This is a genomic window from Streptomyces sp. NRRL B-1140, assembly GCF_001280065.1.
Taxonomy (GTDB): domain Bacteria; phylum Actinomycetota; class Actinomycetes; order Streptomycetales; family Streptomycetaceae; genus Streptomyces.
On sequence record NZ_LGEA01000125.1, the window covers coordinates 154,777 to 177,760 of the forward strand.

The 22,984-nt window shown below is 71.9% G+C and carries 21 protein-coding genes and 1 pseudogene; 7 read left to right on the forward strand and 15 right to left on the reverse strand.

Annotated features, from left to right (window positions below):
• Position 1: 1 nt before the first annotated feature.
• On the reverse strand, positions 2-721 hold the full coding sequence (locus ADK65_RS30715) for a lysophospholipid acyltransferase family protein (protein ID WP_053674256.1): 720 nt from the start codon (positions 719-721) through the stop codon (positions 2-4).
• Positions 722-1,075: 354 nt separating this feature from the next.
• Here ADK65_RS30715 and ADK65_RS30720 point away from each other — a divergent pair, with 354 nt between their 5' ends.
• Entirely contained in the window at positions 1,076-1,531 is a 456-nt protein-coding gene (locus tag ADK65_RS30720; protein ID WP_053674257.1) for an RpiB/LacA/LacB family sugar-phosphate isomerase, read from the forward strand.
• Position 1,532: 1 nt separating this feature from the next.
• Here the strand turns inward: ADK65_RS30720 and ADK65_RS30725 are convergent, their stop codons facing one another.
• The 5 genes from ADK65_RS30725 to ADK65_RS30745 all read right to left on the reverse strand — a co-directional run bounded on the left by ADK65_RS30725 (position 1,533) and on the right by ADK65_RS30745 (position 8,656).
• Entirely contained in the window at positions 1,533-2,771 is a 1,239-nt protein-coding gene (locus ADK65_RS30725) for a PP2C family protein-serine/threonine phosphatase (RefSeq protein WP_053674357.1), read from the reverse strand.
• Positions 2,772-2,828: 57 nt separating this feature from the next.
• Positions 2,829-5,297 (reverse strand): SpoIIE family protein phosphatase, encoded by a 2,469-nt coding sequence (locus ADK65_RS30730; protein WP_053674258.1) that lies wholly within the window; start codon positions 5,295-5,297, stop codon positions 2,829-2,831.
• A 636-nt stretch (positions 5,298-5,933) separates the two neighbouring features.
• Positions 5,934-7,187, reverse strand: coding sequence for an ornithine--oxo-acid transaminase (rocD, locus tag ADK65_RS30735; protein ID WP_053674259.1), 1,254 nt, complete (start codon positions 7,185-7,187; stop codon positions 5,934-5,936).
• Positions 7,184-8,014, reverse strand: coding sequence for a dimethylargininase (ddaH, locus tag ADK65_RS30740; protein WP_053674260.1), 831 nt, complete (start codon positions 8,012-8,014; stop codon positions 7,184-7,186). The genes rocD and ddaH overlap by 4 nt, the downstream gene beginning before the upstream one ends.
• A gap of 126 nt (positions 8,015-8,140) precedes the next feature.
• Positions 8,141-8,656 (reverse strand): Lrp/AsnC family transcriptional regulator, encoded by a 516-nt coding sequence (locus ADK65_RS30745; protein ID WP_053674261.1) that lies wholly within the window; start codon positions 8,654-8,656, stop codon positions 8,141-8,143.
• Positions 8,657-8,778: 122 nt separating this feature from the next.
• Here ADK65_RS30745 and ADK65_RS30750 point away from each other — a divergent pair, with 122 nt between their 5' ends.
• Genes ADK65_RS30750 through ADK65_RS30765 form a run of 4 tightly spaced genes read left to right on the forward strand, consistent with a single transcriptional unit; the run spans position 8,779 to position 12,844 of the window.
• Positions 8,779-9,528 carry a LytR/AlgR family response regulator transcription factor gene (locus tag ADK65_RS30750; RefSeq protein WP_053674358.1) on the forward strand — a complete coding sequence of 250 codons (750 nt, stop codon included), beginning with the start codon at positions 8,779-8,781 and terminating at the stop codon, positions 9,526-9,528.
• 2 nt (positions 9,529-9,530) lie between these two features.
• Positions 9,531-9,893, forward strand: coding sequence for a hypothetical protein (locus ADK65_RS30755; protein WP_053674359.1), 363 nt, complete (start codon positions 9,531-9,533; stop codon positions 9,891-9,893).
• A gap of 27 nt (positions 9,894-9,920) precedes the next feature.
• Positions 9,921-11,633 carry a cation acetate symporter gene (locus ADK65_RS30760; RefSeq protein WP_053674262.1) on the forward strand — a complete coding sequence of 571 codons (1,713 nt, stop codon included), beginning with the start codon at positions 9,921-9,923 and terminating at the stop codon, positions 11,631-11,633.
• Entirely contained in the window at positions 11,630-12,844 is a 1,215-nt protein-coding gene (locus ADK65_RS30765) for a sensor histidine kinase (RefSeq protein ID WP_053674263.1), read from the forward strand. Before ADK65_RS30760 ends, ADK65_RS30765 begins: the two co-directional genes overlap by 4 nt.
• A 4-nt stretch (positions 12,845-12,848) precedes the next feature.
• Here the strand turns inward: ADK65_RS30765 and ADK65_RS30770 are convergent, their stop codons facing one another.
• The 5 genes from ADK65_RS30770 to ADK65_RS30790 form a co-directional block, all read right to left on the reverse strand.
• Positions 12,849-13,028, reverse strand: coding sequence for a hypothetical protein (locus tag ADK65_RS30770; protein WP_030835374.1), 180 nt, complete (start codon positions 13,026-13,028; stop codon positions 12,849-12,851).
• Between the two features lie 80 nt (positions 13,029-13,108).
• On the reverse strand, positions 13,109-14,059 hold the full coding sequence (locus tag ADK65_RS30775; RefSeq protein WP_053674264.1) for a cytochrome c oxidase assembly protein: 951 nt from the start codon (positions 14,057-14,059) through the stop codon (positions 13,109-13,111).
• A gap of 191 nt (positions 14,060-14,250) precedes the next feature.
• Positions 14,251-15,276, reverse strand: a complete 1,026-nt coding sequence (locus ADK65_RS30780; protein WP_053674265.1) for a 6-phosphofructokinase — start codon at positions 15,274-15,276, stop codon at positions 14,251-14,253.
• Positions 15,277-15,479: 203 nt separating this feature from the next.
• On the reverse strand, positions 15,480-16,208 hold the full coding sequence (locus tag ADK65_RS30785) for a type 1 glutamine amidotransferase (RefSeq protein WP_033307231.1): 729 nt from the start codon (positions 16,206-16,208) through the stop codon (positions 15,480-15,482).
• A 23-nt stretch (positions 16,209-16,231) separates the two neighbouring features.
• Positions 16,232-17,470 carry a MurT ligase domain-containing protein gene (locus ADK65_RS30790; RefSeq protein ID WP_053674266.1) on the reverse strand — a complete coding sequence of 413 codons (1,239 nt, stop codon included), beginning with the start codon at positions 17,468-17,470 and terminating at the stop codon, positions 16,232-16,234.
• Between the two features lie 158 nt (positions 17,471-17,628).
• Here ADK65_RS30790 and def point away from each other — a divergent pair, with 158 nt between their 5' ends.
• A complete protein-coding gene (gene def / locus ADK65_RS30795; protein ID WP_053674267.1) occupies positions 17,629-18,168 on the forward strand; it encodes a peptide deformylase in 540 nt (179 codons plus the stop codon).
• A 117-nt stretch (positions 18,169-18,285) separates the two neighbouring features.
• Here the strand turns inward: def and ADK65_RS30800 are convergent, their stop codons facing one another.
• On the reverse strand, positions 18,286-18,930 hold the full coding sequence (locus ADK65_RS30800) for a TetR family transcriptional regulator (protein ID WP_053674268.1): 645 nt from the start codon (positions 18,928-18,930) through the stop codon (positions 18,286-18,288).
• A gap of 172 nt (positions 18,931-19,102) precedes the next feature.
• Here ADK65_RS30800 and ADK65_RS30805 point away from each other — a divergent pair, with 172 nt between their 5' ends.
• A complete protein-coding gene (locus tag ADK65_RS30805) occupies positions 19,103-20,329 on the forward strand; it encodes an acyl-CoA dehydrogenase family protein (RefSeq protein WP_053674269.1) in 1,227 nt (408 codons plus the stop codon).
• On the opposite strand, the gene ADK65_RS30810 is transcribed toward ADK65_RS30805, so the two are convergent.
• The 3 genes and pseudogenes from ADK65_RS30810 to ADK65_RS30820 all read right to left on the reverse strand — a co-directional run.
• Positions 20,326-20,847, reverse strand: coding sequence for a cupin domain-containing protein (locus ADK65_RS30810; RefSeq protein ID WP_053674270.1), 522 nt, complete (start codon positions 20,845-20,847; stop codon positions 20,326-20,328). The two genes, ADK65_RS30805 and ADK65_RS30810, sit on opposite strands and share 4 nt — an antisense overlap.
• A 7-nt stretch (positions 20,848-20,854) precedes the next feature.
• A complete protein-coding gene (locus tag ADK65_RS30815) occupies positions 20,855-21,754 on the reverse strand; it encodes a hypothetical protein (RefSeq protein WP_053674271.1) in 900 nt (299 codons plus the stop codon).
• A gap of 1 nt (position 21,755) precedes the next feature.
• A pseudogene (locus tag ADK65_RS30820) lies at positions 21,756-22,823 on the reverse strand (type III polyketide synthase); the annotation flags it as partial.
• Between the last annotated feature and the right edge of the window lie 161 nt (positions 22,824-22,984).

A 22,984-nucleotide genomic window follows, 5' to 3' on the forward strand; every position in this document is an offset into this window, starting at 1 on the left:
CTCAACTGAGGGGCATGCGCCGGAACTTCCGCTCCTTCGTGGCGGCTGCCTCCTCGGCCTTCACCACGGCCGCGTACCGGTCCACGTACTCCTGCTCGGACAGCGAGAGGATCGCGTACATGATCTCGTCGGTGATGGCGCGCAGCACGGCCTTCTCGTTCTCCATGCCCTCGTAGCGGGAGAAGTCGAGGGGCTCGCCGAAGCGGATCACCACGGGGTGGATGTTGGGGATGACCTTGCCGGGCGGCTGTGCCTCGAAGGTGCCGATCATCGCGCAGGGGATCACCGGGACGCCGGCCTTGAGGGCCATCACCGCCACCCCGACCTTGCCCTTGTAGAGCCGGCCGTCGTGCGAGCGGGTCCCCTCCGGGTAGATGCCGAGCAGCTCCTCCTTCCCCAGTACGCCGAGGCCCTCGCGGATCGCGGCCTGGCCCGCGTCCTTGCCGGAGCGGTCGACCGGGATCTGCCCCGCGCTGCGGAAGAAGAACGCCGTCAGCCTGCCCTTGAGGCCCGGGCCCGTGAAGTACTCGGCCTTCGCCAGGAAGGTGATGCGCCGTTTGAGGATGGCGGGCATCAGGAAGTGGTCCGAGAACGACAGGTGGTTGCCGGCGATGATCGCGGCGCCCTCCGCGGGGACGTGCTCCAGGCCCTCTATTCGAGGCCGGAAGACCAGTCGCAGCAGCGGGCCCAGGAGTACGTATTTCAGCAGGTAGTAGAACAAAGCGGGCGCTCCTCGACTCTCGCGGCGGCCTCAACCGCAGCGTTCCAGCAGGTCAACCGGCATGTCGTGGGGTGCCAGTGTAGGTGCAGGCGTGGGCGCCGGGCACCTCGTGCGGGCGGAGGACACATATCCTTCGCCAATTGACTGATGGTCAGTCAGGCGGGGGAGTCCGGTGGTCCTCCTGCGGCTGGGGAGGGTCGCGGGACCAGCGTGCTGCGCCACCCGGGTGACGGGCAAGCCGAGCGGGCGGCCTGGCGTGATAGCGGGGGTGCCTGACCTGCGGGTGGCTCTTGCGGGCGCGACGGCCGCCGTGGGCCGACGGACTCGGCAGCCCCGGAGAGTAACCTGCCAGGCATGCGGATCGCTGTTTCCTCGGACATGGACGAACCCGTCGCCCGCTCCCTCGTGGCCGCCCTGCGCGAGCGAGGTCATGAGGTGCGCGTGCACGGCGCGCTGCGCCCGGGGGACGACCCGCAGTGGGCGGTGTGCTCCGAGGCGGCGGCCCGCGAGGTCGCCGGGGGGACGGCCGACCAGGCGGTGGTGTGCTGCTGGACCGGCACGGGCGCCTCCATCGCCGCGAACAAGGTGCCCGGTGTACGGGCGGCCCTGTGCACGGACGCCTACACGGCCGACGGGGCGCGCCGCTGGAACGACGCCAACGTGCTCGCACTCAGCCTGCGGCTGACGTCGCAGCCGCTGCTGACGGAGATCCTGGACGCCTGGTTCGCCGGTGAGCCCAGTGCGGACGCCGAGGACCGGCAGAACGTCGACCGCGTCCGGCTGCTCGACCACGGCAGGACCAGGTTGTAGCTCACAGGCTCACGATGATCAGCGCGGTGTCGTCGGTGGCGCCGCCGGGCGGCAGCAACTCCAGCAGAACGGTGTCGGCCAGCGTCTCGGGGTCCTGGTCGCGGTGGTCCCGCAGGGCGTCGGCGAGCCGTTCCAGGCCCTTGTCGATGTCCTCGTGACGCCGTTCGATCAGGCCGTCGGTGTAGAGCACGAGCGTGGCGCCCGGTGCGAACGTGGTCTCCGCCTGGGGCCTCGGGATCGGGTCCGGGCGGGCGTCGAGCGGCGTGTCCGTGGCCCGGTCGAGAAACTCCGTGCACCCGTCGGCGTGGACGAGCACGGGCGGCGGATGCCCGGCACTGCTGTACGTGATGATGTGCCGGTCGCAGTCGATGAACGTCGTGGCGGCGGTCGCCGACTCGGCCCCGTCGATGACGTGCGCGTAGCGCCCCAGTACGTCCAGGGCCTGAGCCGGCCCGTCGGCGACCCGGGAGGCCGCGGTGAGCGCGCTGCGCAGCTGGCCCATGACACCGGCCGCCTCCAGGCCGTGCCCGACCACGTCGCCCACGGCCACACCGATCCGGTCACCGCCCACCAGGTCGACCAGGTCGTACCAGTCCCCGCACACGTTGAGCGCGCCCACCGCGGGGCGGTACCGGACGGCGGCCGGGTGATTGCGGACCTGCCGGGGGGCGGGCAGCATCGCCTCCTGCAGCGCCAGTGCCACCTCCCGCTCCCGGGAGTGCGCCTGGCGCAGCCGCTCATTGAGCTCCTGCAGTTCGCGGGCCCGGGTGTACAGCTCGGCCTCCAGCACCCGCGACCGGCTGCCCCGGCTCCCCGCAGAGCCGCCCCGGGCCCGGATCAGCTCCGTGACCTCCTCCACGCGGTGCAGGATCAGCACGACTTTGCCGTCCGCGCCGAGCAGCGGTGCGTTCACGGGGCTCCAGTAGCGCTTCGACCACTCGCCGGGCCGCTCCGGGTCCTCGACGTCGTAGCGCTGCAGGGCCATGGCGTCGCGCTCCCCGGTGGCCAGGACGCGGTACAGCGAGGCCGCCAGATTGCGCATGCCCGTCGCGGCCGGGTCGTTCGGGTTGTCCGGGAAGACGTCGAACAGGTACTTGCCGATCAGCTGCTCACGCGAGCGACCGGAGACGCGGACGAACTCGTCGTTGACGTCCGCGTACACGAGCTCCGGTGTCAGGAGGGCCACCATGCCGGGCAGAGCCTTGAACACCGCGCCGTAGTCGATCGCCGTCTCCGCCATGGCCGCCGCCTCACCGCTGCCGGGGGTCACACCAGTTTCGCACGGTATGGGCGAACCTCAACCGTCCGCACCGGAGAGATCCGTCAAGGACTGCTCGGCCCAGATGATCTTCCCCTCGGGGACGAAGCGAGTTCCCCACCGCTGGGTGAGCTGGGCGACCAGCAAAAGCCCGCGCCCGCCCTCGTCCGTCGTCCGGGGATGGCGCAGATGGGGCGCCGTGGCGCCGCCGTCGAGGACTTCGCAGACCAGGGCACGCTCCCTGATCAGCCGGAGCCGGATGGACCCGGTGGCGTACCGGATGGCGTTGGTGACGAGCTCGCTCACCACCAGCTCCGTGGTGAAGGCCAGCTCCTCCAGGCCCCAGAGCGCGAGCTGCCGCGTGGCCGTGCGGCGGGCCTCGGCGACCACAGCCGGGTCCGAGGGCAGGTCCCAGGCCGCGACCTGCCCGCTGCCGAGACGTTTCGTCCGGGCCATCAGCAGGGCCACGTCGTCGTACGGACGATCCGGGACCAGCGCGTCGACCACGGAGCGGCAGTACGACTCGAGCGGGCCCTTCTGCTCCAGGGCCCGGCGCAGCCGCTCCCGGCCGGCGTCGACGGCCCAGGTCTCGCCCCGGGCCAGCAGTCCGTCGGTGTGCAGCGCCAGGGTGCTGCCCTCCGCCAGGGACAGCTCGGCCGCCTCGAAGGGCGGGCCGCCCACGCCGAGCGGCGGTCCCTGCGGCAGTTCGACGAACACGACCGAGCCGTCGGGCCGCACCACGGCCGGGGCGGGATGCCCCGCCGCGGCCAGCGCACACCCCCCGTCGACGGGGTCGTAGACGACGTACAGGCAAGCCGAGCCCACGCCCTGCGTGCCCGCGGACCCCATCGTCCCGGGCTCGAAGCCCTCCTCCCGCGCCGAACGCGCCACCAGGTCGTCGAGGTGAGCCAGCACCTCCGCGGGCGGCAGGTCCAGAGCCGCCAGGGTCCGCACGGCGGTCCGCAACTGCCCCATGGCCGCGGCGGCGTCGATGCCGTGCCCCGGCACCTCGCCCACGACCAGGGCGACCCGCGCCCCGGACAGCGGGATGAGGTCGTACCAGTCGCCGCCGAGACCGGTCAGCTCGTCCGCCGGCCGGTAGCACGCGGCCACCTCGACGGCGTCCTGCTCGGGCAGCCGGTGGGGGAGCAGGCTGCGCTGGAGGACGAGCGCCGCGTCCCGCTCGCGCGTGTAGCGGCGGGCGTTGTCCACGCAGACGGCCGCGCGGGCGACGAGGTCCTCGGCGAGCCGCAGGTCCTCCTCGTCGAAGTGCTCCCGGTCGTCGCGCCGGTAGAAGGTCGTGATGCCCAGGGTGATGCCGCGCGAGCGGATCGGCACGGTCATCACACTGTGCAGGCCCAGCTCCCGGAACGTGGCCCGGCGGCCGCTCGGGGTCCGCGTGGTCCAGTCCCGGGTCAGCGGATCGAGCCGCTCCGCGCGCCACGAACGTCCCGTGGCCAGACAGCGGAACGGCGGCGTCCCGGCGCGGAAGGCCACCCCCTCGCCGATCTCGATGACCGCCTCCACGAGATCGTCCTGCGCGGACCGGTAGCCGGCGCGGCGCAGCTCCACCGGTTCCCCCGAGTCCGCGAGCGGTCCGGGCACCGGTTCGCCGCCCCGCAGCACCGACTCCAGCAGGTCCACGGTGACGAAGTCGGCCAGCCCCGGCACGGCCACGTCCGCCAGTTCCTGCGCGGTGCGCGTGAGGTCCAGGCTGCGGCCGATGCTCTCGCCCGCACGGTCGAGCAGCGCGAGCCGCTGTCGCGCACGGTGCCGCTCAGTCATGTCCACGACCGTGTAGTACACGCCGATCGGCCGGCCCCGGTCGTCCTCGAGGCGGGTGAACGACAGCATGTGAGCCGTCTCGCGCAGCGGGGCGGAGCGCACATGGCCCACGTGCTCGTAGCCGACCACCGGCTCGCCGGTCTCCAGCACGTGCCGCATCTGCGCCTCGACCGCCTGGGCGTCCATGCCCGGCTGCACATCCGCGAAGCGCAGCCCGAGCCGGCGCGCCGCCGGGCCGCCGCCGAACTGCTCCAACGCGGCGTTGGACCACACGAAGCGCAGGTCCGTGTCCACGATCGCGATCCCGACCGGGGCACCGGCCGCCATCTGCTCCAGAACCGTGCGGCTCATGTCCCAGCCGGGGGCGCCGGACAGCTCCGACAAGAGCAACAGCCACTGCGCGCCGCCCTGTGCCTCCTCGGCCGAGGCGATCCGGGCCGCCACCCTCACCGGCTGCCCGTCCCTGCGGCGGGCCGTCAGCAGCCCCGTCCAGCAACCGTTCCTGCGGCACCGCTCGACCAGGTCCGGTACGCGCTGCGCGTCCTCGGCGACCAGCAGGTCGGCCAGCTTCCTGCCGACCGCGTCGGCAGCCGGGTACGCCAGCAGCCGCCGGGCATCGTCGGTCCAGCCCGTCACCACACCCTGTGGATCGAGCAACAGGGGCGCCGCGTCGGCCACGTCGAACCTCTGCCGGGCAACACCGCCCACCTCGTCTGCGCCCACGGCCGACCTCTCTGTCGCTGAGAGTGGTCTACCACCTCTTGCCTCAATCTTCACCCTTCCGGCGACGTGGGGCGGCTTGTGCGGGCCGGTCGGGGCCCGGGGCACGGCGCGGTGAGGAGCGTTTTGCGGCCGGACCGAGGGACGGAACCGGCCGGACACGGCCGCCCGGTTCCGTCCACGCGGCGAGAGAGCCGGCCGACGGGGGTGGCCGGCCTGGGACCGGCACGCCGGCCTGGCTTGGTGCGCGCGGCGCGGGGCTGGTGGGTGTGGGGCGGCCGGCCCGGGACCAGCACGCCGGTCCGGCTCCGTGAGCGCGGCGAAAGGGCCGGTCGACGAGGGGCGGGCAGGCGGCCGGTGTGCACGCCTGTGCGGCACCCGCCCGGTCGACACCGCACCCGTCCCCGTGCCGCCTCGCGCAGAGGGCCGGACGCATCCGTGCGCCGCCTCGCAGAGGGAGCGATCCAACCCCGCCGCCCCGCCCCGACGAGCGGTCGGCCCGAGGCGCGGCCCCCATCCCGTGAACCGGCGGGGGTGGCCCCCCCGGCCCCGCCGAGAGCGGCCGGCCCGAGTCGCCGCCCCCGCCCCGCGAGCTGGCGGGATGCCGTCCACCCCCCGGCCCCCGCGACCCGACCCCCCTTACCCCAGCGCCTTCTCCAGCGCCCCGAGTGCCCCCGTCAGCTCCTCGCCCGTGATGGTGAGTGGTGGGGCCAGGCGGATGGTCGAGCCGTGGGTGTCCTTCGCCAGGACCCCCTGGCGCATCAGGCGTTCGCTGATCTCGCGGCCGGTGCCCAGTGCCGGGTCGATGTCGACGCCCGCCCACAGACCGCGCGAGCGGAAGCCGACGACGCCCCTGCCGATCAGGGCCGTCAGACCGTCGCGCAGGATCACGCCCAACTCCGCCGCACGGCGCTGGAACTCGCCCGTCTCCAGCAGCTCCACCACCGCCGTACCGACCGCGGCGGCCAGCGGGTTGCCGCCGAAGGTCGAGCCGTGCTCACCCGGGTGCAGCACCCCGAGCACCTCTCGGCGCCCGACCACCGCCGACACCGGCACGATGCCACCGCCCAGCGCCTTGCCGAGCAGCAGCACGTCCGGCACCACCGGCTCGTGCTCGACCGCCAGCGTCCGGCCCGTGCGCCCGAGTCCGGACTGGATCTCGTCGGCGATGAACAGACAGCCCTTGCGGCGGGTCAGCTCCCGCACACCGGCGAGATAACCCTCGTCCGGGATGATCCCCCCCGCCTCGCCCTGGATCGGCTCGATCAGCACCGCCGCCGTCGTCTCGTCGACCGCGGCCTCCATCGCGGCCAGGTCGTTGTACGGCACCACCCGGAACCCCGGGGTGAAGGGCCCGAAGCCCGCCCGGGCCGTCTCGTCGGTGGAGAAGCTGACGATCGTCGTCGTCCGCCCGTGGAAGTTGTCCGCTGCGACCACGATCGTCGCCCGGTCGGCCGGCACGCCCTTGACGTCGTAGGCCCACTTGCGGGCCACCTTCACCCCGCTCTCGACCGCCTCCGCACCGGTGTTCATGGGCAGCACCATGTCCATGCCGGTGAGGGCCGCCAGCCGCTCCGCGAACTCGGCCAGCCGGTCGTTGTGGAAGGCACGCGAGGTGAGGGTCAGCCGGTCGAGCTGGCGGTGGGCCGCATCGATCAGCGACGGGTGCCGGTGGCCGAAGTTCAGGGCCGAGTAGCCGGCCAGCATGTCGAGGTAGCGCCGTCCCTCCACGTCCTCCACCCAGGTGCCCTCGGCGCGGGCGACGACCACCGGCAGCGGGTGGTAGTTGTGCGCGAGGACCGGTTCCTCCGCGCGGATCAGCTCCTGCGAGCCACGCGTCTGCCGCGCGTCACGGCCTCCCTGCGGGTCCTCGGTGCGGACGGGTGCGGTCATGAGCGGATCTCCCGGATCTCCTGGGTGCAGCACTTGATGCCGCCACCGGCCTTGTGGAACTCGGACAGGTCGACGGGGACGGGGACGTAGCCGCGCTCGGCCAGTTGCCCGGCCAGACCCGTCGCCCCCGGCGAGATGAACACGTGGCGCCCGTCGGAGACGGAGTTGAGCCCGAACGCCATCGCGTCCTCGCGGGTGGCGAGCACCGCGTCCGGGTACAGCCGGGCCAGCACCTCGCGGCTGCCCGGCGAGAACGCCTCGGGGTAGTAGACGATGTTCCCGTCGTGCTCCTCGTCGAGGACGAACAGCGCCGTGTCCAGGTGGTAGAAGTACGGATCCACCAGCGTCAGGCTGACCACCGGCGTCCCGAAGTACTCCTGCACCTCGCTGTGGGCCTCCCGGGTCGTCCGGAAGCCCGTCCCGGCCAGGATCCAGCGGCCGGCCGGCACCAGGTCGCCCTCGCCCTCGCACACCGACTCGGGGTGGTAGACGTCGTAGCCCTCCGTCTTGAACCACGCCTCGTACGGCACGGACTCGGGACGGCGCTCGGGCGCGTGGAAGAGCGAGCCGAAGACGCGGCCGTCGACGACGACCGCCGCGTTCGCCGCGAACACCATGTCGGGCAGGCCCGGAACGGGTTTCACACTGTCCACGGTATGGCCGTGGACGCGGTAGGTGTCGACCAGCGCCTGCCACTGGTCCAGGGCTCGGATGACGTCGACGGGTTCGTCGGGATGCATCCACGGGTTGATCGCGTACTGCACGGCGAAGTGTCTGGGTTCGCAGACGAGGTAGCGCCGCCGGCGCGGCACACGGGAGTCGGGCACAGAGGGGTCCCTCCGCTTCCTCACGGTGTGTGACTGGTGGTTGACACAACGGTAGGAACCGGCGGCGGTGTCCGACAAGAAACAAAGGTTGCGCGTCCGCGCAGGAACGCTGCGTCTTACCGACGCTCAGCGCACGTCTGCTGCGCCGCCGGAGACCTCCTCCGGGGCCGGATGACTCGCCCCCGCCTCCGGGCTCTCCGGCAGCAGATGGGACAGCACCATCACGCTGATCGTCTTGCGGATGAACGGCTCCTGCCGGATCCGCTCCAGCACCTCCTCGAAGTGCTCCACGTCCCGCGCCCGCACGTGCAGCAGCGCGTCCGCACCGCCCGTCACGGTCATCGCCGCGGCGATCTCCGGATAGTCGCGCACCACCTCGGCCAGCCGCCGCGGCGGGGCGGCGCCCTCGCAGTACACCTCGACGTAGGCCTCCGTGCGCCAGCCCAGCGCCGACGGCTTCACCGTCGCCGAGAACCCGGTGATCACGCCCGTCTCGCGCAGCCGGTCGACCCGCCGCTTGACCGCCGTGGCCGACAGCCCGATCGACGTGCCGATCTCGGCGAACGATGTCCTCGCGTTCGCCATCAACGCGGTGATGATCTTCCGGTCGAGTTCGTCGAACGGCGTGGACCTGCTGTTCATGGCCGCACTGTATCCACCGGCACCCCGGCTCGCGCCCCGCCGGGCGCGGGCTCCGCGTCCGGCGGAGACGTCCACCCCCGGCGCATGTCCAGATGTTCGGATCACCCCTACACTCCGGGTTCATGCTGCGTGCCCTGGCTGTCGACGACGAACGCCCCTCGCTGGAGGAGCTGCTCTACCTCCTGCACGCCGACCCCCGCATCGGCAGCGCCGAGGGCGCCGGCGACGCGACCGAGGCGCTACGCCGCATGAACCGCGCCCTGGAGTCCGGCCCGGGCGGGCCCGAGGCCATCGACGTCGTCTTCCTCGACATCCAGATGCCCGGCCTCGACGGTCTCGACCTCGCCCGCCTGCTCACCGGCTTCGCCCGGCCACCGCTCGTCGTGTTCGTCACCGCCCACGAGGACTTCGCCGTGCAGGCCTTCGACCTCAAGGCCGTCGACTACGTCCTCAAACCGGTCCGCAAGGAACGCCTCGCCGAGGCCGTCCGCCGCGCCGCCGAACTGCGCGGCGCCGCCCCGCGCATCCCCGTGCACGAACCCGACCCGGACCACATACCCGTCGAACTCGGCGGCGTGACCCGCTTCGTCGCCGTCGACGACATCACCCACGTCGAGGCCCAGGGCGACTACGCCCGCCTGCACACCGACAAGGGCAGCCACCTGGTACGCATCCCGCTGTCCACCCTGGAGGAGCGCTGGCGCACCCGCGGCTTCGTCCGCATCCACCGCCGCCACCTCGTAGCACTGCGCCACATCGGCGAACTCCGCCTCGACGCGGGCACCGTCAGCGTCCTCGTCGGCTCCGAGGAACTCCAGGTCAGCCGGCGCCACACGCGTGAACTGCGCGACCTGCTCATGCGGAGGCCGTGACGGTGCCCCAGGACCACTCCGAACGCCGCGTCGTCGTCACCGGTCCGCCCCGGCAAGTCCGCCGGACTTCCTCCGGCTACTACCGCCCGCGCACCGAGATCGACGAGCAGACCACCCTCGGCCACACCTACGTCCGCTCCCTGATGCGCACCCAACTGCGCGCCGCCCTCACCGTGTTCGCGGTTCTCGTCCTGCTCGTCGGCCCGCTCCCGCTGCTCTTCGCGGCGATGCCCGGCACCCGTCGCCTCGAATGGGCCGTCCTCGGCTTCGGCCTCTACGTCCCCCTGGTGCTGCTGGCCCGCTGGTACGTCCGCCGCGCCGAGCGCAACGAACGCGACTTCGTACGTCTCGTCGAAGACCGCTGAAGCCCCATCGATGAACCCCGGCCGCCCATGAACTCCAGCTACGCCATACCCGCCGTCGCCCTGGTCGTCGTCGCGACCGTCCTCGTCGGTGCCTTCGGCCTGCGCATCTCCCGCACCACCTCCGACTTCTACGTCGCCTCCCGCACCGTCGGCCCCCGCCTCAACGCCGCCGCCATCAGCGGCGAATACCTCTCCGCCGCCTCCTTCCTCGGCATCGCGGGCCTCGTCCTCGTGCAGGGCCCCGACATGCTCTGGTACCCGGTCGGCTACACCGCCGGCTATCTGGTCCTGCTGCTCTTCGTCGCCGCCCCGCTGCGCCGCTCCGGCGCCTACACCCTCCCCGACTTCGCCGAGGCCCGCCTCGGCTCCCAGGCCGTGCGGCGCCTCGCCGGTGCCTTCGTCGTCGGCGTCGGCTGGCTGTACCTGCTGCCCCAGCTCCAAGGCGCCGGACTCACCCTCACCGTGCTGACCGGGGCGCCCGACTGGCTCGGCGGAGTGATCGTCGCCGTGGTCGTGACCGCCACCGTCGCCGCCGGCGGCATGCGCAGCATCACCTTCGTCCAGGCCTTCCAGTACTGGCTGAAACTCACCGCCCTGCTCGTCCCCGCCCTGTTCCTCGTCCTCACCTGGCAGGGCGACGGAGCACCCCGGCACGCCTTCGACGAACCGGCCACCTTCCGCGAGCAGCGCGTCGTGCGTGTCGACGACTCGATCGACCTGAGGCTGGACCGGCCCCTGAGCGTCACGGTGACCGGCACCGTCGACGGCCGCACGCACACCGGCACCCGCCTGGAACTCACCGCCGGAAGCCACCGCGTCGAGCGCGGCACCCGGCTCACCTTCGCCCGGGGCGCGCCCGTCCCCGACGCCGAGCGCGGTGGCGGGGACCTGTCCCCGTCGCAGGCCGAGAGCCGAGGGGAACGCCCGCTGTACGCCACGTACGGACTGATCCTCGCCACATTCCTCGGCACCATGGGACTGCCACACGTCGTGGTCCGCTTCTACACCAGCCCGCACGGCGTCGCCGCCCGCCGCACCACCGTCGCGGTCCTCGGCCTGGTCGGCGCCTTCTACCTGCTGCCCCCGGTCTACGGCGCGCTGGGCCGCCTCTACGCCCCCGAACTCACCCTCACCGGCGACCCGGACGCCGCCGTCCTGCTGCTGCCCGACCGCATGATCGGGGGAGTGGGCGGCGACCTGCTGGGCGCGCTCGTCGCGGGCGGTGCCTTCGCCGCGTTCCTCTCCACCGCCTCGGGCCTGACCATGGCGGTCGCGGGCGTCCTCACCCAGGACGTCCTGCCGTCCCGGGGCGTACGGCATTTCCGCCTCGGGACGGTCCTCGCCATGGTCGTGCCCCTCGCGGCGAGCGTCCTGGTCGGCGGGCTGCCGGTCGCCGACGCGGTGGGGCTCGCCTTCGCCGTCTCGGCGTCCTCGTTCTGCCCGCTGCTCGTCCTCGGCATCTGGTGGCGGCGGCTGACCCCGCCCGGCGCGGCCGCCGGGATGCTGGTCGGAGGCGGTTCCGCCCTGCTTGCCGTCGCCGCGACCATGGCGGGCTACCCGGGTGAGGGAGCGGCCCTGCACGCCCTGCTCGCCTGGCCCGCGCTGTGGTCGGTGCCGCTGGGCTTCCTCACCATGATCCTCGTGTCCCTGGCCACCCCCGGCCGGGTCCCGCCCGGCACGGCGGCGGTCCTGGCCCGGTTCCACCTGCCCGAGGAACTGCGCACCGAGGTGACGGCATGAGCGGATTCCTGGCGGGCCTGTGCGTCGCCGTGCTCCCGGTGCTGGCCCTCGGGGTCTGGCTCGGCCGGCGCTCCGCACGGGCCAAGAGCCTCGCCGGCCTCGGCACCCCCGTCGAGCACGCCACCTTCGAGACCCTGCACACGGCGTCCCTCGCCGCGCCCCCGCTGCGGGCGGGCCTGACGGAGGAGACCGCCCGCAAGTCCGCCCGCAAACTGCGCTCCCTGCTGGGAACGGACGCCCTCTGCCTGACCGACCGGAGGCAGGTACTGGTCTGGGACGGTGACGGCTCCCACCACCGCACCGAGATCATGGAACGCCTCGCGGGCGCCCTCGAAACCGGCCGCGGCGAGGCCTTCCGCCTCACCTGCGACCGGCTCGACTGCTCGGTGCGCTGGGCGGTCGTCGCCCCGCTCACCGTCGACGACCGGGTGCACGGCGCCCTGGTCGCCTGCGCGCCCCGCGAGTCGGCCGTGCTCGTGCGGGCCGCCGGCGAAGTCGCCCGGTGGGTCTCCGTCCAGCTGGAACTGGCCGATCTGGACCAGTCCCGCACCCGCCTCATCGAGGCCGAGATCAAGGCGCTGCGGGCCCAGATCTCGCCGCACTTCATCTTCAACTCGCTCGCGGTGATCGCCTCGTTCGTCCGCACCGACCCCGAGCGCGCCCGTGAGCTGCTCCTCGAATTCGCCGACTTCACCCGCTACTCGTTCCGCCGGCACGGCGATTTCACCACCCTCGCCGAGGAGCTCCACGCCATCGACCACTACCTGGCCCTGGTGCGGGCACGCTTCGGCGACCGCCTCTCCGTCACCCTCCAGATAGCGCCGGAGGTGCTGCCGGTGACCCTGCCCTTCCTCTGCCTGCAGCCGCTCGTCGAGAACGCCGTCAAGCACGGGCTGGAGGGCAAAGCCCCGTCCTCGGGCAAGTGCCACATCCAGATCACCGCGCAGGACACGGGCGCCGAGGCCCTCGTCGTCATCGAGGACGACGGCGCCGGCATGGACCCCGGCCTGCTCCGCCGCATCCTCGCCCGCGAGGCCAGCCCCTCGGGCGGCATCGGCCTCTCCAACGTCGACGACCGGCTTCGCCAGGTCTACGGCGACGGCCACGGGCTCGTCATCGAAACCGCCGTGGGAGCCGGCATGAAGATCACCGTCCGGCTCCCGAAGTACCAGCCCGGCGTGCACTCGGCGGGGCGGCTGACCCGGGAGTGAGCCGTCACGTGCTGCGCGTCGTGACCACCAGTCCCAGCGTGATCAGGCCCAGGACGACCCAGCCGAACCACAGCCAGCCGTTGCTCCCGAGCGCCACCGTGTAGGCCGTCACCACGACCAGCCCGCCCAGCGTGAGCGCTCCCATGGTCTTGGTCGAGTTGGAACCGTTCGTGGAACCGGGCATCGCAACACCCTCCTCATGGTCCGGTGCCTCCATGGTGCCCGGCGGACGCCCGGCGCGCACGGCCCGTACCGAAGAGGTCTTCAGCGCCCCGGCGTGTTCAGCGAGGCCAGATAGGCGTTGTACGCCTCCAGCTCCTTGTCCCCGTCGCGGTCGGCGGCCCGGTCGGTGCGCCTGGCCTGCCGCTGGTCCGAGGCGTACCACTGGAACAGCAGGGCCACCAGCACCAGCACGGAGGGAATCTCACTGAACGCCCAGGCGATGCCGCCCGCCGCGTTCTGGTCGGACAGCGCCTCGATGCCGAGCGAGGCGGGCGGGTTCTTGAACGTCTCGACCATCGGCTCGGACGCCATCATCAGCGCGATCCCGAAGAACGCGTGGAACGGCATGCCCGCGAACAGCTCCAGCATCCGCATCAGATAGCCCGGGCGGTGCGGGCCCGGGTCCACGCCCATGATCGGCCAGAAGAACACCAGGCCGACGGCGAGGAAGTGCACCATCATCGCGATGTGGCCCGCCTTGGAGCCCATCAGGGTGTCGAAGATCGGAGTGAAGTACAGCCCGTACAGGCTCGCGATGAACAGCGGGATCGTGAACGCCGGGTGCGTGATGATCTGCATGTACCGGCTGTGCAGGAACATCAGCAGCAGCTCACGCGGCCCCTTGCGGCCCCGCCCCGCGGTGGGCAGCGCCCGCAAGGCCAGCGTGATCGGCGCCCCGAGCAGGATGAGGATGGGCGACACCATGCTGATGACCATGTGCTGCACCATGTGCACGCTGAACATGACCATGCCGTAGTCGTTCAGCCCGGTGCACATCATGAGCATGATGCTGAGCACGCCCAGGGCGTAGGCGACCGTGCGCCCCACCGGCCACTTGTCCCCGCGCCGGACGAGCCGTACGACGCCCCACCCGTACAGGGCGAGCCCGGCCAGGCACGCGACGAGGAAGAACGGGTCCGCCGACCACTCCAGACCTCGCCCCAGCGTGAACGGCGGCAGATCCATGGTCATGCCGTGCCCGCTGTGATCCATTCCGCCGGCTCCTGATTCGTGGGGGTGTGCAGCAGTCTGTCCGCCCCCAAGAGTAGAACCGCCCCCGGTCGCGGCTACGACCGGGGGCGGTTCGGCGTCCCTCAGGGGCGCGGGGTTGTATTGGATCTGCGGCTCCGCCACGTGGGCGCGATCAACCACACACAACCCGCACCCGGCAGACGGGCACAGCCTCAGAGAACAGTCTCCGCCTCGTCGTACCGGTCGTCCGGAACGGTCTTCAGCGTCTCCACGGCCTCCGCCAGCGGCACCATCACGATGTCGGTCCCCCGCAGCGCGGTCATGTGCCCGAACTCACCCCGGTGCACCGCCTCCACCGCATGCCACCCGAACCGCGTCGCCAGCACCCGGTCGTACGCGGTCGGCGTGCCACCCCGCTGCACGTGCCCGAGGATCACCGGGCGGGCCTCCTTTCCGAGGCGCCCCTCCAGTTCCACGGACAGCTGCCGGGCGATCCCGGCGAACCGCTCGTGGCCGTAGATGTCCTTGCCGCCCTCGTCGAACTCCATGCTCCCGGCCCGGGGCTTCGCCCCCTCCGCCGCCACGACGATCGCGAAGCGCTTGCCCGCCTCGAACCGCTCGCCGACGCGCCGGGTCAGTTCCTCTATGTCGAAGGGCCGCTCGGGCACGACGATGGCGTGCGCACCGGCCGCCATGCCGGAGTGCAGCGCGATCCAGCCGGTGTGCCGGCCCATGACCTCGACCACCAGGACCCGCTGGTGGGACTCGGCGGTGGTCTTCAGCCGGTCCAGGGCCTCGGTCGCCACGCCCACGGCCGTGTCGAAGCCGAAGGTGACGTCCGTGACCGCGATGTCGTTGTCGATGGTCTTCGGCACACCCACGACGGGCAGACCGCTGTCCGACATCAGCCGCGCGGCCTTGAGGGTGCCCTCGCCGCCGATGGGGATGATCGCGTCGAGGCCGAGTTCCGCGACATGGCCCTTGGCCCGCTCCACACCGTCCCGCAGATGGGAGGGCTGGACCCGGGAGGACCCGAGGATCGTGCCGCCGCGGGCGAGGATGCCGCCCACCGCGTCGAGGTCGAGCTTGAGGTAGTCGCACTCCAGGAGGCCCTTCCAGCCGTCCCGGAAGCCGATGACCTCGTCGCCGTGGTCGACGACGGCGCGGTGCACGACGGACCGGATGACGGCGTTCAGGCCGGGGCAGTCGCCGCCGGACGTGAGGACACCAATGCGCATAGCCCGAAATACCTTCTCAACGTGGGCCGGGGACCGGACCACGTTGTCCGGCTGGAATCCCCGCCACCCTAGCGGCACCGAGGGGCCGGACCGAAGCACGCGTCCGCCTGCTGGACGACCCCGCTCACCTGTGCGGATGGGTCGTCATACGGGCTGTTGACCAGCAGGTTGACGCGTGCTTCGCGCACGCGGCGGCGCCGCGGCTAGGCGGGCTGCTGAGCAGCGGCGATGCGCTCGTTGCGCAGGGCCTCGTACCAGCGGTCGTCCGTCGGCGGCAGCGCGTTGACGTCGAGGGCCAGCTTCAGCAGCAGGTCCGCGATCAGCGGGTTGCGCGCGAGCACCGGCCCGTGCATGTACGTGCCGAAGACGGTGTCGTTGTACGCGCCCTCCGTGCCGTCGCCCGTGCCGTTGCCGTTGCCGAACCGGACCTGGGCGAGCGGGCGGGCGGTGGGGCCGAGGTGGGTGACGCCCTGGTGGTTCTCGAAGCCCGTCAGCGGGGGCAGGCCGAGGCGCTGGTCCACGTCGCCCAGCACGTCGCCGACGCACCGCGCGCCCTCGCCACGCACCGACACCACGTCCAGCAGCCCGAGACCGGGCTCGCGCTGGCCGAGGTCGTTGATGAACTCGTGGCCGAGGATCTGGTAACCGGCGCACACCGAGAACACGATCGCGCCGTTCTCCACGGCCCGGGTCAGCCCGCCGTCCCGGCGCAGCCGCTCGGCGGCGAGCCGCTGCGGCCGGTCCTCGCCGCCGCCGATCAGGTAGATGTCACCGGAGGTGGGGATCGGCTGGTCGCTGCGCACGTCCAGCCGGGCCACGTCCAGGCCGCGCTGCTGCGCCCGGCGTTCGACGACGAGCACGTTGCCCTGGTCGCCGTAGGTGCTGAGCAGGTCGGGATAGATCCAGACGATGCGCAGTTGGTTGTCGCTCACAAAAGTCCCCTGACGTCTCGTGCTCAGTTGCCGACGCGGCGGCGCAGGTCCTGGAACGCCGTGTAGTTGGCGATGACCTCGATCCGGCCCGGCGGGCACGCCGCCACGGCCTGGTCGAGGTTCTCGTAGACCTGGAAGTGCTGGTCGGCGACCTCCAGACGCACCGCCAGGTCCAGTCGCCGGTCACCGACGACGCAGATCGGGTGACCGGTCAGGCGCGAGTAGTCGACGTCCCACAGCCAGGAGGTGTCGGTGCCGTCGGCGGAGCGTGCGTTCACCGACAGGATGACCGGGGTGGGCGGCGGGTCGATCAGGGAGAACGTCTCCAGCCAGCCGGCCGGGTTCTTCGCCAGCAGCAGCCGCAGGTCGCGGCCCTGGAACTGGACGACGTCGTACCGCCCGGCCACCGCCTGCACCTGGTACATGCGCTCCAGAGCGACCTGCGGCGGTACCCCGAACACGGCGGCGACGGCGGCCGAGGAGGCGGCGTTGGCCTTGTTGGCCCGGCCCGGCAGCTGGAGGTGGATCGGCCAGGCCGAACCGTGCGGGTCGAGCACGTGGTCACCGGAGAGCGCCCAGCTCGGGGTGGGACGGCGGAAGCCGCACTCGCCGCAGAACCAGTCGTCGCCGGGACGCTGCATCACGCCACCGCACGACGGGCAGGACCAGGCGTCGTCCTTCCACATCTGCCCCGCGGCGACCCAGATCACATTGGGGGAGGACGAGGCCGCCCACACCACCAGCGGGTCGTCGCAGTTGGCCACGACCACCGACTTGGAGCCCGCGAGGCCCTCCCGCCAGTTCTCGGCGAGCATGCGGGTCTCGGCGGCACGGTCGAGCTGGTCGCGCGAGAGGTTGAGCAGCGCGATGCACTTCGGGGCGGTGTCCCGGGCGACGCCGGCGAGGTACTTCTCGTCGACCTCGATGACGCCGTAGCGGGCGTCGGAGCTGCCGGCGAGGGCCGAGGTGATGCCGGCCGGCATGTTGGCGCCGAGCGCGTTGGACACGACGGGTCCCGCAGCGCGCAGGGCCTCGGCGATGAGCCGGGTGGTGGTGGTCTTGCCGTTCGTCGCGGAGACCAGGATCACGTCCAGGTTCTGGGCGAGCCGGGCGAGGAGGTCGGGGTCGAGCTTCAGCGCGACCCGGCCGCCGATCACCGAACCGCTGCCGCGCCCTGCGGCGCGTGACGCCGCCGCGACCGCCTTGCCCGCGGTCACGGCCAGCTTGGCCCGCGGCGAGAGCGGGTCCGAGTTGCCTGCCATCAGTTCTCGATCCTCCTTGCGTACGCGCCGCGCTTTGAAGCCTGACGGCCACGTGGTGTGGACCTCAGCCTATCGAGATCCATTCGCACTCCCGAACCGTGGCACTGTGGCGAACTCGTGTGGGAGACGCGGACCGACAGGACCTTACTCTTGCCGCCATGCGACACAGCTCCATCCCCGGCGCCCGCGGCCGCGTGAGACCCCTCACCCTGCACGGCGATCCGCTCCTGCACTCACCCTGCGCGGAGGTCACCGACTTCGGCCCCGAACTGGCCCGTCTCGTCGAGGACTTGTTCGCGACGATGTATGCCGCCCAAGGGGTCGGCCTCGCCGCCAACCAGGTCGGCGAGCCGCTGAGGGTCTTCGTCTACGACTGCCCGGACGACGAGGACGTCCGCCATGTCGGCCATGTGGTCAATCCCCGCCTGACCGAAGCGGACGGCATCGTGATCAGGGGCCCGGAGGGCTGCCTGTCCCTCCCGGGCCTGGAAGCGGGCACGGAACGACACGACCACGCGGTCGTCGAGGGCTTCACGGTGACGGGAGAACCCGTCACCGTCCACGGCACGGGTTTCTTCGCCCGCTGCCTGCAGCACGAGTGCGACCACCTGGAGGGCCGGATCTACGCGGACCACCTGAGCGGCTGGCGCCACCGCAGACTGATGCGACAAGTCTCCCGGGCCTCTTGGAACGCCTGAGCGCCATCGCAGGGCGCCGTTGCCGCCCGGGCTCTTGCCGCGCCCGAGCGGCAACGCCTCAGGGGCGCGGGGAACTGCGCGAACAACCCCCACCGGCAGTCAGCCAGGACACGACGGTCAGAACCCCGGCCCCCCGACCCGATCCCCCGCAGCCGCAAGCCGGCCCCACAACAGATCAGCCAGACTCCGAACCAACTCGGCCCGCGAACAAGGCCGTTCCCCCAACCACCAGTCCCCGGCCGCATGCATCATGCCGACGATCCCGTGCCCCCACACCCGCGCCAGCTGCTGCCCGCCCGGCCCGAGATCCAGCCGCTCCTCGATGACCTGCGCCAGCTCCTCGCCCATCCGCCGCAGCAACGGCGCGCTGTGCTTGCCGACATCGAACCCCGCGTCCCCCGGCTGGCCCCCCTCCGCGGGGTGCATCAGGAACCGGTACACCTGGGGCCGCAACTCGATCGCCGTGAGGTACGTGTCCAGCGTCGCCTCGACCCGCTCCCGCCGGTCCGCCGGCGCGTCCAGCGCCGCCCGCAGCGAGTCCAGCAGGGCGTCGGTGTGCCGCATGGCAAGGGCCGCGTAAAGTCCGCCCTTGTCGCCGAAGTGCCGGTAGAGGATCGGCTTGGTGATGCCGGCCTCCGCCGCGATCGCGTTCATCGATGCCTGCGGTCCGTCGCGCAGCACCACCCGGTCGGCGGCCTCCAGCAGCTCACGCCGGCGGCGGTCGGCGGACCGTTGCTGATCGGTCCGCTGCGTGGTGTCCATGGTCTCTCCCCACCCGTGCTGTTTCCATGACGCCTGCGAAAACTAACACTGAAGCGTGCCCCCGACACCGAACGGGTGCCGACCGGTCGGTAGGAGTTGACTTCGACTACCCACCGGTAACAGACTGCTGTTACCGCAAGTAACATGCATGTGTGCCGCTGGAGGGGACGACATGGCCGAGTTCACCATGGAGCTCAACGACGAACAGAAGGAGGTCCGGGACTGGCTGCACGGCTTCGCGGCCGATGTGATCCGCCCCGCGGCCGCCGAATGGGACGAGCGTGAGGAGACTCCCTGGCCGGTCATCCAGGAGGCCGCCAAGGTCGGCATCTACTCCCTGGACTTCTACGCCCAGCAGTACTTCGACTCGACCGGTCTCGGCATCCCCATGGCGATGGAGGAGCTGTTCTGGGGCGACGCGGGCATCGCCCTGTCCATCGTGGGCACCGGCCTCGCCGCCGTCGGCGTCCTCGCCAACGGCACCGAGGAGCAGATCGGCACCTGGATCCCGCAGATGTACGGCGACGCCAACGACGTCAAGGTCGCCGCCTTCTGCTCCTCCGAGCCCGACGCCGGCTCCGACGTGGCCTCCATGCGCACCCGGGCCGTGTACGACGAGGCCAAGGACGAGTGGGTGCTCAACGGCACCAAGACCTGGGCGACCAACGGCGGTATCGCCAACGTCCACGTCGTCGTCGCGGTCGTCGACGCCGAGCTCGGCTCCAAGGGGCACGCCTCCTTCATCGTCCCGCCCGGGACGCCGGGCCTCGCGCAGGGCCAGAAGTTCAAGAAGCACGGCATCCGCGCCTCGCACACCGCCGAGGTCATCCTCGACAACGTGCGCGTGCCCGGCTCCTGCCTGCTCGGTGGCAAGGAGAAGCTGGACGAGCGGCTGGCCCGGGCGCGGGAGCGGGCCAGGGCGGGCGGCGAACGTGTGAAGAACGCGGCCATGGCCACCTTCGAGGCCTCGCGCCCGGCGGTCGGCGCCATGGCGGTCGGCACGGCCCGCGCCGCCTACGAGGTCGCCCTCGACTACGCGAAGACGCGTGAGCAGTTCGGACGGCCGATCATCGACAACCAGGGTGTCGCCTTCCAGCTCGCCGACATGCGGACCTCCATCGACGCGGCCCGGCTGCTGGTGTGGCGCGCGTCCTGGATGGCGATCAACGGCAAGCCGTTCACGGCGGCCGAGGGGTCGATGTCCAAGCTCTTCGCGAGTGAGACGGCCAAGAAGGTCACGGCCCAGGCGATCCAGATCCTCGGCGGCAACGGCTACACCCGCGAGTACCCCGTGGAGCGGATGCACCGGGACGCGGCCATCTACACCATCTTCGAGGGCACGAGCGAGATCCAGCGGCTGGTCATCGCCCGTACCCTCGCCGGGGTGCCCATCCGCTAGCGGTGCCGGAGGGGCGTCAGCTGCTCGATGTCGTAGCGCGCCCGCAGGTCCTCGATCGCCGCGTGGTCCGGTGGGCCCCCGCCGCCGAGGATCTCCAGCAGTTCCTCGAAGTACCGTTCGTGATCGGGTGGCGGGCTCGCCTGGAAGAACACCTTCGCCGGTGTGTCGGTCGGGTTGGCGAACGCGTGCGGGCATCCCGGGGGCACGGCGATCACCGTTCCCGGTGTCGCCCGCACCACCCGGTTGCCCGAAGCGGACTCCCACGTCCGCCAGTTGTCGGGGGTGCGGATGCGAGGCTCGAAGGCGAGGACGTCCAGCTCGCCCTCGAGCACGTAGAACAACTCCTCGCTGCGGGTGTGCACATGGGCGCCGACGTCGAAGCCCGGCGGGACGACCACCTCGAAGGTGGAGGCCGTGCGGGAGTGCGTGCCGGTCACCTTGAAGGTCACGCGCTGGGCGGGGGTCTCCATGATCCGGCCCTGTCCGGGTGGGACGAGCAGGCCTTCCGTCGCCGTCATCGCCGGGTCACCAGGTCACGGTCAGGGCCCCGGGCCCGTGGGGCCGTGAGCCCGTTCTGAGAGGCAGCTCGTCGGCGGGCACGGAGAGCCGAAGGCCCGGTACGCCGTCGAGGAGCGCGTCGAGCAGCAGTTCCGCCACCATCCGGGCCGGCAGGCCGCCGGGCCAGTCGCGCGGGCCGCAGCCGAAGGAGACCTGCGGGTCCGGGCTGCTTGCGGGGCCGGTCGTCTGCGGGCCGGTGAAGACGTGTTCGTCGAGGGCCCTGGGGCGGATCTGCGGTTCCGCACGCAGCCGTTCGGCGAGGCCGGGCCGGGTCAGCAGGACGTGGAACAACCGGACACATCGCTCGGTGACCGTCTCGCCCCCGATCTGGAGGAGGACCGCGAGAGACACCGCCTCGTCCAGGGTCACTTCCCGCCGGCCCACGGCGGCCCCGAGCAGGGACGTCACGTCCTCGCCGGAGCCGCCCTCGCGCCGGCCGATGAGATCAGAGAAGCAGGCGCCCATCTCCCTCCTGGCCTTCTCGCCGGTCCCGGCGGCGTGTGCGGAGGACAGGATCAGCCGGGTCCAGGCGTGGATGCCCTGCCGGTCGGCGGGCGGAACGCCCATCAGTTCGCACATCACAGCGCCGGCGAACGGGCTGAGCACGGCCTCGGTCAGATCGGCGGGCGGGCCGTCCTGCAGCAGCTCGTCGACCAGTTCCGCCAGCATGCGCCGGCACCGCTCGCGCACCCGCTCCACCCTCCGCGCCGTGAACGCGGCGGCGACGGCGCGGCGGGACCGGGGGACGGCCGACAGGTCCGGGAGGCGTTCGGCGTCACCGCCCGGGTCGACGTCGACGCCGGCCGGGCCGGGCACGGGCCGGTCCAGCACCGGGGGCAGATCCTCGGTGATCGTCTCTTCGCTCATGTCACCTCGTCCCGTCCGCGCTGTGCCAGCGGCCCAGGGCCATCTCGGCCGTGATGCCCGGCCCGAACCCGGCGAGCAGGCCGCGGGCCCGGTGCTCGGTGCCGCCCTCGTCGAACAGCCTGCGCAGTGCGTCCAGTACGACGGCGCTGGCGATGTTGCCGTACTCGGTGAGCGTGGCACGGCTGAACCGGAAGGCGCGCGGGTCGACGTGCAGGAAGGTGCTGAGGTCGTCGAGGATGCGCGGGCCGCCCGCGTGGACGATGTAGAAGTCCAGGTCGGAGGCGTCCCAGCCGTGATCACCGGCCAGGTCCTGCAACACCGGCGTGAGCGGTTCCATCGTCGCCGGTACCCGCTTGTCCAGCAGGAAGTGGAAGCCGGTCGCCTTCACGTCGTAGGTGATCCAGTCCTCGGTCTTGGGGATCAGGAACGAGCCGTTGCGCTCCAGCCGGACGCCCTCACCGCCCCGGCCGCGGACCGCGGCGGCGGCGATGCCGTCGCCGAACAACCCGTTCGACAGCAGCGATCCGACCCCGATGTCGGTGGGCTGGTAGCACAGCGAGCAGAACTCGCACGCCACGATCAGCGCGTTGGCCTCCGGGTAGGCCGTGCAGAAGTCGTGGGCCCGGTTCACGGCCGCGCCGCCGCCCGCACAGCCGAGCTGGGCTATCGGCAGCTGCCGGGTCGTCGGCTCGAAGCCCATCTCGTTGATCAGCCAGGCCGTGAGCGAGGGCATCATGAAGCCCGTGCACGACACGTAGACGATCAGGTCCACTTCACAGGCGAGCAGCCCGGCGTCGTCGAGCGCCCGCTGGACGACCGCGGGCACCCGGGCCTTCGCCTCGGCCTCGTAGAGCTTGTTGCGGTCCTCGAACCCGGGGTGCTTCAGCGTCTCCTCGACGGGCTGCACGATGTGCCGGGTGCGCACCCCGGTGTTCTCTATCAGCCTCAGGGCCAGCGGCAGTTGAGGGTGCCCGGCGTGGCGCTCACGCGCCAGCTCCAGGGTCTCCTCCATCGTGATCACGTGCTCTGGAACGGACACCGAGGGTCTGCACAAAGTCGCCATGAGCCGCGCCTGCTTTCGCCGCCCGGAAGGCCCTGAGCCCCCCGGTCAGAAGTGGGTCACCTCAAGGGGTGGTCCACTCACGATCACCCGCCGGTACGCCGACTTCGCGCGGAGCTACTCCGTATCGGGGATGCCGTGTTCCGCACCAGGGCGCGTCAGGTGCCGCA

Coding starts and splice junctions, on each gene's coding strand:
- ADK65_RS30720 (WP_053674257.1), top strand. CDS start 1,076: ATGCGGATCGCTGTTTCCTCGGACATGGACGAACCCGTCGCCCGCTCC.
- ADK65_RS30725 (WP_053674357.1), bottom strand. CDS start 2,771: ATGGCGGAGACGGCGATCGACTACGGCGCGGTGTTCAAGGCTCTGCCC.
- ADK65_RS30760 (WP_053674262.1), top strand. CDS start 9,921: ATGAACTCCAGCTACGCCATACCCGCCGTCGCCCTGGTCGTCGTCGCG.
- ADK65_RS30780 (WP_053674265.1), bottom strand. CDS start 15,276: ATGCGCATTGGTGTCCTCACGTCCGGCGGCGACTGCCCCGGCCTGAAC.
- rocD (WP_053674259.1), bottom strand. CDS start 7,187: ATGACCGCACCCGTCCGCACCGAGGACCCGCAGGGAGGCCGTGACGCG.
- ADK65_RS30775 (WP_053674264.1), bottom strand. CDS start 14,059: ATGGATCACAGCGGGCACGGCATGACCATGGATCTGCCGCCGTTCACG.
- ADK65_RS30800 (WP_053674268.1), bottom strand. CDS start 18,930: ATGGACACCACGCAGCGGACCGATCAGCAACGGTCCGCCGACCGCCGC.
- ADK65_RS30805 (WP_053674269.1), top strand. CDS start 19,103: ATGGCCGAGTTCACCATGGAGCTCAACGACGAACAGAAGGAGGTCCGG.
- ADK65_RS30745 (WP_053674261.1), bottom strand. CDS start 8,656: ATGAACAGCAGGTCCACGCCGTTCGACGAACTCGACCGGAAGATCATC.
- def (WP_053674267.1), top strand. CDS start 17,629: ATGCGACACAGCTCCATCCCCGGCGCCCGCGGCCGCGTGAGACCCCTC.
- ADK65_RS30770 (WP_030835374.1), bottom strand. CDS start 13,028: ATGCCCGGTTCCACGAACGGTTCCAACTCGACCAAGACCATGGGAGCG.
- ADK65_RS30810 (WP_053674270.1), bottom strand. CDS start 20,847: ATGACGGCGACGGAAGGCCTGCTCGTCCCACCCGGACAGGGCCGGATC.
- ADK65_RS30765 (WP_053674263.1), top strand. CDS start 11,630: ATGAGCGGATTCCTGGCGGGCCTGTGCGTCGCCGTGCTCCCGGTGCTG.
- ADK65_RS30790 (WP_053674266.1), bottom strand. CDS start 17,470: ATGGCAGGCAACTCGGACCCGCTCTCGCCGCGGGCCAAGCTGGCCGTG.
- ADK65_RS30750 (WP_053674358.1), top strand. CDS start 8,779: ATGCTGCGTGCCCTGGCTGTCGACGACGAACGCCCCTCGCTGGAGGAG.
- ADK65_RS30815 (WP_053674271.1), bottom strand. CDS start 21,754: ATGAGCGAAGAGACGATCACCGAGGATCTGCCCCCGGTGCTGGACCGG.